This is a genomic window from [Actinomadura] parvosata subsp. kistnae (assembly GCF_900323885.1).
GTDB classification, from domain to species: Bacteria; Actinomycetota; Actinomycetes; order Streptosporangiales; family Streptosporangiaceae; genus Nonomuraea; species Nonomuraea composti.
In genome coordinates, this window is sequence record NZ_OOHJ01000015.1 from 536,375 (window position 1) to 549,217 (window position 12,843).

Sequence of the window (12,843 nt, forward strand, 5' to 3'; positions counted from 1 at the left end):
GGTCGGCGGCAGCGGGACGGATGGGAGTGCGGTCGGCGAATGGCCAGCCGCTGGCAGCATGGCGTAGGGACCGGTGGCCCGGCGGCCGGGACGGGAAGGCGTAGGGGCGGGCGGCCCGGCAGCCGGGACGGGAAGGCGTAGGGGCGGGCGGCCCGGCAGCCGGGACGGGAAGGCGTAGGGGCGGGCGGCCCGGCAGCCGGGACGGGAAGGCGTAGGGCGGGCGGCCCGGCAGCCGGGACGGGAAGGCGTAGGGGCCGGTGGCGCGGCGGCCGGGGCGGGGAAGGCGTGGGGGTTAGCGGTCGGGGCCGGCGACCTGGTCGGCGACGCGGCCGATGCGGGCCAGGCGGGCCAGGGCCGGGCGGGCCAGGACCTCGCCGATGTCGTGCAGGGCGACGATGAGCTCCTCCACCCCGTCCAGCGGCATGTCCGGCTCTCTGTTCAGGAGGATTCCGCGGTAGTCCTCCGGGGAGACGGCGCCGCCGGGGAGTTCGATGCGGTCTTCCTCGGCGCGGAACAGCACCGGGACGGACGTGTCGAGGACGAGGGCGAGGGCGGTCAGCTCCGCTGCGGTGAAGGAGCGTTGCCCGCGTTCGGCCTGGTGGACGGCCTGGCGGCTCCATGGCCGGTCGAGGTAGCGACCGAGGGCTTCGCCGAGCTCGGTCAGCGACATCCGGCGTTCGGCGCGCAGCCGGGCGATCTGCCGCCCGATGGCCTCTTCTACCCGCATCCCCACACCTCTCCAGCTTCTCCCCGTATCCTGCACCTCTCCAGCCCACTTGTCATTGTGCAGGATGACACCGACAGTCAGCCATTGACGGACCGTGAGCGTCGCAGTACTGTGTAAATGCAGAGAGTTCCCCGTCAATGTAGTCGATGACATGAGCGATGGTGAGGCGCGAAATGCAGGACATCGTCATTGAGGTGGTCGGACCGGTCGGCGACTGCGCCGTGCTCAAGGTCGCCGGCGAGGTCGACGTGTTCACCGCGCCCAAGCTGCGCGAGCAGATCATCGACCTGGCGGCCAAGGGCACCGTGCACGTCATCGCCGACCTGAGCGCGGTGCAGTTCCTCGACTCGACCGGGCTGGGCGTGCTCGTCGGCGGTCTCAAGCGGCTGCGGACGCAGGACGGCACGCTCTCGCTCGTCATGACCACGGACCGCATCTCGCGCATCTTCAAGATCACCGGCCTGACCGCCGTGTTCGCCTCCCACTCCTCCGTCCACGACGCGATCACGGCCGATCCGCACTGGAAGCAGGTCGTGGAGGGCGCGGCGGGCAGCGTCGCCGAGTGGTGCGGGAGCAACAGCCTGGCGTGATGCCCCAGGGCCGCACCCCCACTGCCACGCCCCCACTGCCACGCCCCCACGGCCGCCCCCCACAGGTCGTCCCCCACGGCTGCCTCTCATGGCCGCCTCTCATAGCCCCCATGGCCCCTCGTCGCCCGCACCACGTGGCGAGGGGGCCGGGCGAGAAAACGCCGTCAGGGGCGGGAGGCGGTGTCGAGGATGGACAGTTCCTCGGCGCTCAGGGAAAGCGCCGCCGCCTCCATCAACGGCCCCAGCTGCGCCAGGTCGCGCGCGCTGGAGATCGGCGCCGTGACCGTGGGCTGGGCGGCGAGCCAGGCCAGCGCCACCGACGCGGGCGCGACCCCCCGCTCCTCCGCCAGCCGCCCCAGCGCCTCCACGGTGCGCGGCCCGTGGGCCGTGTCGAGGTATTCGGCCGCCTTTCCCGCCCGCGGGCTGTCCACGTGCGCGCCGGGCGCGTACTTGCCGGTCAGGAATCCGCGCGCCAGCCCGAAGTACGGCACGCTGGACAGCCCTTCGCGCGCGACGACGTCGCGCAGCTCGCCCTCGTAGTCGCGCTCCACCAGGTTGTACGGCTGCTGCAGCGCGACGTACCTGGCCAGCCCTTCGCTGTCGGAGGTCTTGAGCGCTTCGGTGAGCCGCGGCGCGGAGTAGTTGGACGCCCCGATGTGGCGGACCTTGCCCTCCTGGATGAGCGCGTCGAACGCGGCCAGCGACTCCACCAGCGGCGTGTCGTGGTCGTCCACGTGCGCCCAGTAGAGGTCGATGTAGTCGGTACGCAGCCGCCGCAGCGAGTCTTCGACCGCGGTCCTGATCGTGGCGGGCGCGAGCCCCCGGAGCCCTTCGAGCATGCCGACCTTGGTGGCGAGCACGATCGAGTCGCGGTTGCGCCGCGAGGCCAGCCACTCGCCGATGATCGTCTCGGACGTGGACTCCCCCGTGGCCCAGTAGGGGTAGACGTCGGCGGTGTCGAGGAAGTTGCCGCCGCCGTCGACGTAGGCGTCGAGGATCGCGAACGACGTCTCCTTGTCGGCCGTCCAGCCGAAGACGTTGGTGCCGAGCGCTATCGGGAACACGGACAGGTCCGTGGTGCCTATTGATCTCATCCCGCTATTATCCGCACATCCAACAAGGAGACTGCGATGCGGCCCCGGTTACTCGGATGCCTGGTCGGCGCGGTGATCGCCGCTGGTCTGTGTCTGGCGGTCCTGGTGGTGATGGTCGTGCTGCGGCCCGGCGGGCGGGAAACGCCCCGTCCGCAACCGTCTCCGTCGGCGACCGAAATCGTGGCCGAGCGGCGGCTGGACGAGCGCAGGATGGAGCTGACGATCAGGTCGCGGGCGCTCGACGCGACCACGAAGGTGCGCCTGCTGCTGCCGCGCGGCTGGGAGTCCCGTACCGGCTGGCCGGTGTTGTGGCTGCTGCACGGCGGGCTCGACGACGAGACCTCGTGGACGGCCAAGACGGACGTGGAGGCGCTCACCCGCGACACGGGCGTGCTGGTCGTGATGCCGGACGGCGGCAAGTGCGGCAGCTACTCCGACTGGTGGAACGGGGGCGAGGGCGGCCCGCCGCGCTGGGAGACCTACCACCTGAAGGAGCTGCGGCCGCTGCTGGAGGCGCGCTACCGGGCGGGCGGGCGGCAGGCGATCGCGGGCTACTCGATGGGCGGGCAGGGCGCCATGCTGTACGCGGCCAAGGGGCACTTCGAGGCGGCGGCCTCGTTCAGCGGCGCGCTGCACATCCTGAGCCCGGGGGTGCCGCAGGCGGTGATGGCGGGCACGGCGCTCGGCTGTTTCGGCACCGACTGGAAGCGCATCTGGGGCGATCCGGAGGAGCAGCGGGAGGTCTGGCGCGCGCACAATCCCTACGACCTCGCGGGCGAGCTCAAGGGCGTCCGGCTGTACGTGGCCGCCGGCGAGGGCGACCTGGTGGAGGATTTGGCGAACCGGGCGGCCAGGGCGTTCGCGGGCCGGCTGGAGGAGCTGGGCATCCCGGTTCGCACCCATTTCTACCGGGGCGGGCACAACCACACGTTCTGGCAGCGGGAGCTGCACCGGGCCTTCCCCCTGCTGATGTCCGCGATCGGGGCGAAAACAGTCAGGTGACGCGCCCAACCGGAAGCCGCGACCAGGGAGCCGGTCAGTTGACGCGGTCGACCAGGGAGTGGCACAGGGCGCGCAGCTCGGCCGCGTCGGGCAGGCACGCGTCGAGCACGCCGAGCGCCGACGACAGGTAGCGGTCGGCCAGCGCCCGTGCCCGCTCGCGGCCTCCGGCCTCCTCGACGAGGTGGGCGGCGTGCCGTACGGACTCCTCGTCGCCCGTGCCGGAGGCGAGGACGGCGGCGAGCTCGCGGGCGGCGGGCCCGTCGGAGGCGAGGGCGGCCAGCACGGGGAGGGTCTTCTTGTCGCGCCGCAGGTCGCTGTGGACGGGCTTGCCGGTCAGGCGGGGGTCGCCCCAGATGCCGAGCATGTCGTCGACGATCTGGAAGGCGATCCCGAGGTCGCGCCCGGCCGCCCACATGCGGTCGGCCAGTTCGGGCGCCCCGCCGAGGGCGACGCCCGCGGCGGTGGCGGCGCCGAGCAGGCCGCCGGTCTTGCCCGCGGCCATCTCGGCGTACTCGTCGATGGTGACGGCGTCGGGGCCGCGCCAGGGGCGGTTCTCGAAGGCCATGTCGGCGGTCTGGCCCTGGACGAGCTCGATCAGGGCCGCCGACAGGTAGGGCATCGCCTCGGGCCGCCCGGCGAGCTGGGTGACGGCCAGGGCGAGGAGCGCGTCGCCGGTGAGCAGCGCGGGGCCGACGCCGTACGCCTTCCAGAGGGCGGCGCGGTGCCGGCGCAGCTCGTCGCGGTCGATGATGTCGTCGTGCGCGAGGGAGAAGGCGTGCACCAGCTCGACGGCGACGGCGCCGGGCAGGGCGGACTCGGCGGTGCCGCCGACGGCTTCGGCGCTGAGCATGGTGATCGCGGGCCGCACGCCCTTGCCGCCGTCGCCGGCGCTGGGCCCGCCGTCGGTGTCGGACCAGCCCAGCGCGAACGCGGCCATCCGGGCGCCCCAGGGGTGCAGCACCGACACGGCCTGGCGCAGGGCCGGCTCGAGCAGGCCGCGGCAGCGGGCCATGGTCGTCTCATTGACGGGACGACGGTGATTCAACTGGCGCTCCTACCCTGGGTACGATCTTGAATCTACATGCACAAGCATGTGATACTCCACCCATCGGTTGACATTTGTCAGGGAATGTCCGTGATGTGAGACGTGCACCGTACGCGACGGAAGGATCACCTGTGGCAATCAAGGCTACGGCCGCCACGCCCGCCCCGGTAACCGCACCTCAAGCACCCCTCCGGACGCGGCTCCACCGGGGAGCCCCCTGATCCAGACCCGCACCGATCATCACCACCAGTCACACAGGTACACCGCACCCGGATCGGGGATCGCTGCCATGCCGCACGTCACGGGCACCTTCGCGACCAGTCCTCACGTCGTTCCCACTCATCGGGCCATACCCCGGCTCGTGAGCGACCCGGTCACCGAGCTGGCCAGGATGGGCACCGACGCCTCAGGACAGATCGTCCGGCTCCACCTGGGGCCCTTCCGCCCCTACCTCGTCTCGCATCCCGACCACGTTCAGCAGGTGCTCAAGACGGACTGGACCAACTTCGTCCGCGAGGGCGTGTTCTGGCGCCCGCTGCAGCGCCTGATCGGCCACGAGAGCATCCTCGGAGAGGGCGAGGGCTGGGCGTCGGCCAGGAAGATCCTGCAGCCGCTCTTCACCGCCCGCTACGTGGCCTCGCTGGCCGAGGACATGGCCGACATCATCGCCGAGCGCGTCGCCGGGCTCGGGGACCTCACCCGCGGCGACAGCCCGATCGACGTCGAGCACCACATGACCTCCATCGTCAACCAGGCCGTCATCAAGGTGCTGTTCGGCGGCCGGATCTCCCCCGAGACCGCCGAGTCGCTGGCGCCGGAGTTCGCCACGTGCGCGACCTCCATCGGCTTCCGCATGCTGCTTCCGTTCGCGTCGTACTCGATCAGGCTGCCGGGCGACCGCGCCTTCCTGCGCGCCGCGAAGAAGATCGACGAGATCGTCTACCCCCTCATCGAGCGGGCCAAGCGCGAGAACAACGACGGCAAGGAGGTCGTCTCGGCGCTGCTCACGGCCAGGCTGGAGAAGGAGGGCCGGGCCGACCTGCGGCAGGTGCGCGACGACCTGGTCAACATCTACGGCGCCGCCTCCGAGACCACCGCGATGTCGCTCATCTGGCTCTGGCAGGTGCTGCACGACCACCCGGACGTCAACGCCCGGCTCCAGGAGGAGATCGACCGCGTGGTGGGCGGCGGCCCGGTGCGGCCGTCGCACGTCGCCGAGATGCCCTACCTGCGCGCGGTGCTGCAGGAGCTGCTGCGGGTCTACCCGAACGCGTGGGTCGTGCCCCGCCAGACCGTGGCGGACACGGTGATCGGCGGCGTCCCGGTCAAGGCCGGCTCGCAGGTGCTGATCAGCCCGTACACGACGCACCGGCTGGAGGAGTTCTGGCCCCGGCCGCTGGAGTTCGACCCGGGCCGGTGGACGGACGACACGGGGGAGCGCCGGCACCGCTACGCGTTCATCCCCTTCGGCCTGGGGCCGCACGTGTGCCTCGGCCAGCATCTCTTCTACATCGAGGCGTCCCTGGTGATAGCGAACCTGATGAGCAGGTACCGGCCGGTCGTGGCCAACCCGCAGAAGCTGCGGCCCGTGCCCGGCGGAGCCACGCTGCGGCCCAAACAGAAGCTCTTCCTGCACCTGCAGCCGATCGAACGGAACCGCGCGGCGTGAGCATCGGCGAAGCACTCGACCTCACCGCGCAGGCGGACGAGCTGGTCACGAGCCTCATGCTCCGGCCGTGGGGGCAGGTCTCGCCCTCGGTGTACGAGACGGGCCGCCTGGTCTCGCTCGCACCGTGGCTGACCGGCCACCAAGAACGCATCGACTACCTGATCAGGACGCAGCGGCCGGACGGCTCCTGGGGCGCGCCCGACGGGTACGGCGTGGTGCCGACCCTGAGCGCCACCGAGGGCCTGCTGGCCGCGCTGACCCGCCGCGACCAGGAGGCGGGCCGCGACCGGCTCGCCGACGCGGCCCAGCGCGGCCTGCGGGTGCTCACCACCTGGCTGAGCGGCCCGCTCGACCTGCCCGACATGCCGGCGATCGAGCACATCGTGCCCTCCCTCGTGGCCCGCATCAACGAGCACGTGGAGGGCTCGCCGGTGCCGTTGCCGCCGGCCATGAGCTACGACGCGCTGCACCTCGTCCGGTCGCGGGTCAGGTCGGGCAAGGAGGTGCCGGAGAAGCTGCTGCACGCGCTGGAGATCGCGGCCGACGCCGCCGCCCAGGCGCCCGGCATCCGGCCCACGCCGATCGGCAGCGTCGGCGCCTCGCCCGCGGCGACCGCCGCGTGGCTCGGCGAGCGGGCGGAGCCCGACGCGCACGAGCCGGCCCGCGGGCACCTGGAGGCGGTGGTCCGGTTATTCGGCGGCCCCGTGCCCGTCGGGCTGCCCATCACCGTGTTCGAGCGGGGATGGGTGCTGAGCTGGCTGCTCAGGGCAGGGGTGACCGTCGACGTGCCGCCCGAGATGGTGGCCGACATCCGGGCGGCCATCGGCCCGTCGGGAACTCCGGCCGGTCCCGGGCTGCCGGCCGACGCCGACACGACGTCCGTGGCGCTGTACGCGCTGGCGCTGCTCGGCGCGCCGCACGAGCCGGAGAGCCTGTGGGCGTTCCGCTCCGGCACCCACTTCGCCACCTGGCCGGGCGAGCAGGGTGTCTCCGTCAGCGTCAACGCGCACGTGCTGGACGCCTTCGGCGAGTACGTCCGCCGCCGGCCGGCCGCCGCGCCGCGGTACGCGCCGGCCATCGGCGAGCTGGCCGCCTGGATCCGCGAGCGCCAGCGGCCGGACGGGAGCTGGACGGACCGCTGGCACGCCTCGCCGTACTACGCCACGGCGAGCTGCGCGCTGGCGCTCGACGCCTTCGGCGGGGAGGCCTCACGCGAGTCGGTGCGCGCGGCGGCCGAATGGGTGCTGGCGACCCAGCGGCCGGACGGCTCCTGGGGCCGCTGGGAGGGCACGGCCGAGGAGAGCGCGTACGCGATCCAGACCCTGCTGCTGACCGGGGCAGCGCGGAGCCGCGGCGGCTGCGCGCGGCGGAGCGCGGGCAGCCGCACCTGGTGGACCCGGCCGGCGGCGAGCACCCGCCGCTGTGGCACGACAAGGACCTGTACGTGCCCAGGGCGGTGGCCCGCGCCGCCGTGATCGCCTCCTCGCACCTGGTCCGGCAGGCGCTGGCGGGCTAGCGGCGATGAGCCTCCGCGTCCGCGGCGAGATCACGCACGGTGTACGCGTGCGTGTCCCTGGCCATGTACCAGCCGCCGCTGAACGTCACGCACCGGTACTGCCCGTCGGCGGCCCACGCCAGCTCGGCGGGCAGGCCCGCGATCGCCGCCGCGAACTCGGCGTTGAGCTCGCGGATGTGCGCGGACACCCGCTCGACCGCCGCCTCGGTGCTCATCCCGGTGCGTTCCAGGATGAGCACCGCGTTCGGCTTGCCCTCGCCGCGCTCCCGCTCGAACGTCCTGACGTCGTTGGCCAGCCGCAGGCACGCCGCGCCCAGGTCGGTGACCGGCTCCAGGGCCCGCCAGGCGCCGGTGCCGGCGGGCTCGGGGTCGCACATGGCCAGGGCCGCCGACCACCACGTGTGGTAGAGGAACGTGACGAGCGCGTTGGGCAGGTACTCCTCGTACGACGGCCACGGCCGGCCGCCCGTCGCCCACACGTGCTCCCTGGCCATGGCCTCGCCGGTGCGTTCGAGCTGCCGGGCCAGCTCCGGCAGGTACGCGGCGGCGCCCTCGTACGTGCGGAACCGCTCGCACCAGGCGTGCCAGGCGTGCACGGCCTGCTCCACCGGCCGGGTCCCGCCGCCCTCAGGCGGCGCACCGGACAAGACGGAGGACAGCTCCCGGAACAGCTCCCCCGCGTCCTGGTCGGTCCCGTCCTGCGCCACCCGGTCCGTGATGTCGTCCACGCCGAACAGGATCGTGCTCAGGGCGCCGAGGTCGGCGATCCGCCGGCGCGGCGCCCGGGGGAACGTGGCGGCGGCCGCCAGGCAGCTGAAGGCCAGCCGGCTGGCGGAGCTGTCGCCGTCGGCGAAGAGGGCGGGGTAGGGGCGCAGGAAATCCCGCACGTCGGGAACGGAGTCAAGGGCCGCTTCCAGGACGGCGCCGCGATCCTGCTCCGGTACGCCGGCCAGCTGGTGCGACCGTTCAAGGAGCTCATCGGCAAGATGATTACGGATGTTGAAATATGCGGACGCAGGGTTGTTCACTAACGAAGAATACCGATTTTCCCCTAATACGGGTCAAACTTAACTATATTAGGTCAAGGCCGTGCCATCTGGGATTGTCGTTGCTTGAGGGGCGCTTTACCCTGCGCTAGAGTTCCTTGATCGATACGATGGCCGGACGATGTCCAGCGTCACGGATGACGGGCGACTGGCAAACGAACATGTGACTTTCACAGGACGGGTATAATGCGCTTCCGCAAGACGCGGCTGCGGACCAAGATCACTGCCATGCTGCTCTCCCTGGCAGCCTTGTGGGTCTTCGCCGCGTGGGTCACCCTCCGCGAGGGGGTCAACCTCCTGTGGGTCTCCCAGCTCGACTCCTCCGTGTCCGCCCCCAGCGACCCCCTGCTCTTCGCCCTGCAACGAGAGCGCCGGCTCTCGCTGACCCGCCTCGGCGACCGGGCCCCCCAGACCCGCAAGGAGCTCGACAAGCAGCGGGCGGAGACCGACACCCTGCACTCCGCCTTCCGCGAGGCGGCCGACACCACCGCCGTGAGCTGGGCCCTCGACGACGAGGGCGAAGAGCGGCTCGCCGTGATGCTCAAGCGGCTCGGCTCGCTCAAGGAGCTGCGCCAGAGCATCGACGCGGGCCGGCTCAACCGCGCGCAGGCCGCGAACGCGTACGACGACGTCATCGACCCCATCTACGACGTCTACGGCTCGCTGGCCACGCTCGACGACAAAGAGCTCGCCAAGGACGTCCGGTCACTCCTGGCACTCAGCCGCGCCCGCGAGCTGCTCACCAGGGAGGACGCGCTGCTGGCCGGCGCGCTCGCCGAAGGCCGGCTGAGCCCCGCCACGCAGGCCGAGTTCGCCCAGGCCGTCGGCCGCTGGCGGATCACCGCCGAGCAGGCCGCGCGGGAGCTGCCCGACTTCGACCGGGCCGCCTACGACAAGCTGATCAAGGGCCAGTCGTCCGTCCGGCTCCAGACCCTCGAGAAGCAGGTCATGGAGCACGACCCCAACTCCCTGACCCTGCCGCTCACGGCCGAGGTCTGGAAGGCGACGACCGAGCGCTTCCTCACCGACTTCAACACGATGGTGCTCGACGCGGGTGACCGCGTGGTCGACCGCACCATCCCCGTCGCCGTCAACGTGATCATCCGGCTCGTCCTGGCCGGCGGTCTCGGGCTCATCGCCGTCGTCGCCTCGATCATCCTGTCCATCACCACGGCCCGCTCGCTGCTCGCCCAGCTGCAGAAGCTGCGCGACGCCGCGCACGAGCTGTCCGACGAGCGGCTGCCCGGCATCGTCGAGCGCATCGGCCACGGCGAAGAGGTGGACGTCGCCAAGGAGGCGCCCGCGCTCGACTTCGGTGACGACGAGATCGGCCAGGTCGGCCAGGCGTTCAACACCGTGCAGCGCACCGCCATCGCCGTCGCCGCCGAGCAGGCCGAGCTGCGCCGCAGCATCCGCGACATCCTGCTCAGCCTCGCGCGCAGGACCCAGGGCCTCGTGCACCGCCAGCTCACCGTGCTCGACGTGATGGAGCGCCGCGAGACCGACCCCGAGGAGCTGAAGGAGCTCTTCCGGCTCGACCACCTCGCCATCCGCATGCGGCGCAACGCCGAGAACCTGATCGTCCTGTCCGGCTCCTCCCCCGCCCGCACGTGGCGCCGCTCCGTCCCCATGGTGGACGTGGTGCGTGGCGCGCTCGCCGAGGTCGAGGACTACACCCGCGTCTCGCTCATGCCCATGGGCGAGGTCGTGCTCGTCGGCCGCGCCGTCGGCGACGTCATCCACCTGCTCGCCGAGCTCATCGAGAACGCCGTGTCGTTCTCGCCGCCGTACACGAACGTGCAGGTCAGCGGCCAGCTCGTGGCCAACGGGTACGTGATCGAGATCGAGGACCGCGGCCTCGGCATGAAGCCCGAGGACCTCGACGCCGCCAACGAGCGCATCGCCGACCCGCCCGAGTTCCGCATCACCGGCACCGCCCGGCTGGGGCTCTACGTGGTCAGCCAGCTCGCCAAGCGCCACGACATCCAGGTCGTGCTCAAGGCGTCCCCGTACGGGGGCACCACGGTCGTGGTGCTGCTGCCGCAGGAGCTCGTCCAGCTCGACCCCACGCCCGACCCGCACGACGGCGGCGAGCGGGAGCGGCTGCCGCGCCGGCAGCCCGCCGTCGCCACCGCCACCCGGCCCACCACGGCTCCCCCGAGGGCCTCGGCCGAGAACGTGCGCACGCTCCCGACCAGGCCCACCCCCGTTCCCGCCCCTGGGCCGCCCCTGTGCCCGCCCCTGGGCCCGCCCCGACTCTCGGCCCCGGCCCCAGGCCGCACCCGCGCCGAGACCCGAGCCCGCGCCCGCCCGGAACCAGAAGCCGAAACGCCAGCCGAACCGGAGCAGCAGTCTGTGACCGAGTTCACACCAGGGGGGCTCCCCCTTCGGGTGCCCCAGGCCAACCTGGCGCCAGCGCTGCGTGACGACACACCCACGCAGCCCGACTTTGAGGAGGACGATGACGAGCGCTCGCCGGAGGAGATCCGCGCGATGATGGGATCTCTCCAGTCAGGCACCCGTCGCGGCCGCTCCCAGGCGGCCAAGATGCTGGAGGACCAGCAAGGAGGTGACGCATGACCCCCACCGCGGGCACCGACCTCAACTGGCTGATGGACGACCTGGTCAACCGGATCAAGGAGGCCGAGCACGCGATCGTGCTGTCGTCCGACGGGCTGCTGATGGCCTCGTCCGCCGCGCTGCAGCGCACCGACGGCGAGCACCTGTCCGCCGTCGCCTCCGGGCTCCAGAGCCTGGCCAAGGGCGTCTCCGACCACATCTCCGCAGGTGCGGTCCGGCAGACGGTCGTGGAGTGGAAGAACCAGTTCCTCATCGTCACCGCCGCCGGCGAGCGGGCCTGCCTGGCCGTCCTGTGCGCCCAGAACGCCGACATCGGCCTGGTGGCGTACGAGATGGCGATGATGGTCGCGCGGGTGGGCCAGTACCTCACCTCCGGCGCGCGCACCGCCGAGGCCGCCGCCAGGAGCGACCGGTGAGAGGCGCGGACGAGCCCACGGACGAGCACTGGGTGGATCCGGAGATCATCCGGCCCTACGTGGTGACCCGTGGCCGTACCCAGCCCGCCCACGGGAGGTTCGACCTGATCTCCATGGCCCTGGCGGTCGGCCCGCCACCAGGGCCCGACGCCGGGCTGGACCCCGAGCACCTGCGGATACTCCAGCTCTGCCGCGAACCCAAGTCCGTAGCCGAGATAGCCGCATACCTGGACCTACCGGCCGGCACCATCCGCGTGCTGCTCGGCGACCTGTTCGACCGCGAACTCGTCTCTGCCCAGGAACCCCGATCCGAGGTGGACATGCACGACATGAAGATGTACAGGGCGGTGCTCGATGGTCTTCGCTCGCTCTGAGCGTCCGCGCCTGCCGACGGCGATCAAGATCCTGGTCGCCGGCGGGTTCGGCGCGGGCAAGACGACGATGGTCGGCGCGGTCTCCGAGACCCGGCCGCTGCGCACCGAAGAGGTGCTGACCGACCGCGGCATCGGCGTCGACGACCTCACCTCGGTGGAGGCCAAGCGCACCACCACCGTGGCCATGGACTTCGGCCGCATCACCCTCGGCAACGACTACGTCCTGTACCTGTTCGGCACGCCCGGCCAGGAGCGGTTCTGGTTCGTGTGGGACGAGCTGGCGGAGGGCTCCCTGGGCGCCGTCATCCTCGCCGACACCCGCCGCCTGGCCGACTGCTTCCCCTCGGTCGACTACTTCGAGCGGCGCGGCACGCCGTTCGTGGTGGCGGTCAACTGCTTCGAGGGGGCGCCGACGTTCGAGCTGGACGAGGTACGGCTGGCGCTGCAGCTCAACCCGTCCATCCCGATCATCATGTGCGACGCCCGCAAGCGGGACTCCAGCCGGGAGGTCCTGATCACGCTCGTCAAGCACTCGGCCCGCCTGCGTGCCGAGCCGGTCGGCAGCTGACCGCCCCCCTGCGCCCGCCCCGCCTGCAGCACCGGGGCGGGCGCGTTCGTTCTCACGGGGCAGCGGCCGTGATGCCGGTCAGCCGCCGTGCGGTGCGGACAGGCCGGCCTTGATGCCGGCCACCCGGCCGTACCCGTCGAACTCCACGACCGCCTCGAAACCCGGCCCCGTGATCCTGCCCTGCTCGCCGGAGAAGTCGGCGCCGAGGCCCGCTTG

The 12,843-nt window shown here is 72.0% G+C and carries 11 protein-coding genes and 1 pseudogene; 8 read left to right on the forward strand and 4 right to left on the reverse strand.

Translation table 11 applies throughout. From position 1 onward, the window contains the following. Positions 1-292: 292 nt before the first annotated feature. Positions 293-727, reverse strand: a complete 435-nt coding sequence (locus KIS93_RS67510; protein ID WP_168007643.1) for a helix-turn-helix domain-containing protein — start codon at positions 725-727, stop codon at positions 293-295. Between the two features lie 173 nt (positions 728-900). On the opposite strand from KIS93_RS67510, the pseudogene KIS93_RS17185 reads away from it, so the two are divergent. Then, positions 901-1,233, forward strand: a pseudogene (locus KIS93_RS17185) (STAS domain-containing protein); the annotation flags it as partial. Positions 1,234-1,481: 248 nt separating this feature from the next. Here KIS93_RS17185 and KIS93_RS17190 read toward each other — a convergent pair. Beyond that, positions 1,482-2,411 carry an aldo/keto reductase gene (locus KIS93_RS17190; protein ID WP_080036642.1) on the reverse strand — a complete coding sequence of 310 codons (930 nt, stop codon included), beginning with the start codon at positions 2,409-2,411 and terminating at the stop codon, positions 1,482-1,484. Positions 2,412-2,447: 36 nt separating this feature from the next. Here KIS93_RS17190 and KIS93_RS17195 point away from each other — a divergent pair, with 36 nt between their 5' ends. Beyond that, positions 2,448-3,413 carry an alpha/beta hydrolase gene (locus KIS93_RS17195; protein ID WP_080036641.1) on the forward strand — a complete coding sequence of 322 codons (966 nt, stop codon included), beginning with the start codon at positions 2,448-2,450 and terminating at the stop codon, positions 3,411-3,413. A gap of 34 nt (positions 3,414-3,447) precedes the next feature. Here KIS93_RS17195 and KIS93_RS17200 read toward each other — a convergent pair whose 3' ends face one another. Continuing rightward, positions 3,448-4,425, reverse strand: coding sequence for a polyprenyl synthetase family protein (locus tag KIS93_RS17200; protein ID WP_080036640.1), 978 nt, complete (start codon positions 4,423-4,425; stop codon positions 3,448-3,450). Between the two features lie 394 nt (positions 4,426-4,819). On the opposite strand from KIS93_RS17200, the gene KIS93_RS17205 reads away from it, so the two are divergent. Both KIS93_RS17205 and KIS93_RS17210 read left to right on the forward strand, forming a co-directional pair. Further along, on the forward strand, positions 4,820-6,127 hold the full coding sequence (locus KIS93_RS17205) for a cytochrome P450 (protein ID WP_186404283.1): 1,308 nt from the start codon (positions 4,820-4,822) through the stop codon (positions 6,125-6,127). Continuing rightward, positions 6,124-7,602: a prenyltransferase/squalene oxidase repeat-containing protein gene (locus KIS93_RS17210; RefSeq protein WP_246005297.1), complete on the forward strand. Its 1,479-nt coding sequence runs from the start codon at positions 6,124-6,126 to the stop codon at positions 7,600-7,602. The genes KIS93_RS17205 and KIS93_RS17210 overlap by 4 nt, the downstream gene beginning before the upstream one ends. A 37-nt stretch (positions 7,603-7,639) precedes the next feature. Here KIS93_RS17210 and KIS93_RS17215 read toward each other — a convergent pair whose 3' ends face one another. Then, positions 7,640-8,671, reverse strand: coding sequence for a terpene synthase family protein (locus KIS93_RS17215; RefSeq protein WP_186404284.1), 1,032 nt, complete (start codon positions 8,669-8,671; stop codon positions 7,640-7,642). Positions 8,672-8,917: 246 nt separating this feature from the next. Between KIS93_RS17215 and KIS93_RS17220 the strand changes: the two genes are divergently transcribed. The 4 genes from KIS93_RS17220 to KIS93_RS17235 are packed head-to-tail and all read left to right on the forward strand — an operon-like array spanning position 8,918 to position 12,627. Further along, positions 8,918-11,269 (forward strand): sensor histidine kinase, encoded by a 2,352-nt coding sequence (locus KIS93_RS17220; protein ID WP_246005298.1) that lies wholly within the window; start codon positions 8,918-8,920, stop codon positions 11,267-11,269. Beyond that, entirely contained in the window at positions 11,266-11,685 is a 420-nt protein-coding gene (locus KIS93_RS17225; protein WP_080036636.1) for a roadblock/LC7 domain-containing protein, read from the forward strand. Before KIS93_RS17220 ends, KIS93_RS17225 begins: the two co-directional genes overlap by 4 nt. Continuing rightward, positions 11,682-12,059, forward strand: a complete 378-nt coding sequence (locus tag KIS93_RS17230; protein ID WP_080036635.1) for a DUF742 domain-containing protein — start codon at positions 11,682-11,684, stop codon at positions 12,057-12,059. Before KIS93_RS17225 ends, KIS93_RS17230 begins: the two co-directional genes overlap by 4 nt. After that, positions 12,040-12,627, forward strand: coding sequence for a GTP-binding protein (locus tag KIS93_RS17235; RefSeq protein ID WP_080036634.1), 588 nt, complete (start codon positions 12,040-12,042; stop codon positions 12,625-12,627). Before KIS93_RS17230 ends, KIS93_RS17235 begins: the two co-directional genes overlap by 20 nt. Positions 12,628-12,843 lie beyond the last annotated feature (216 nt).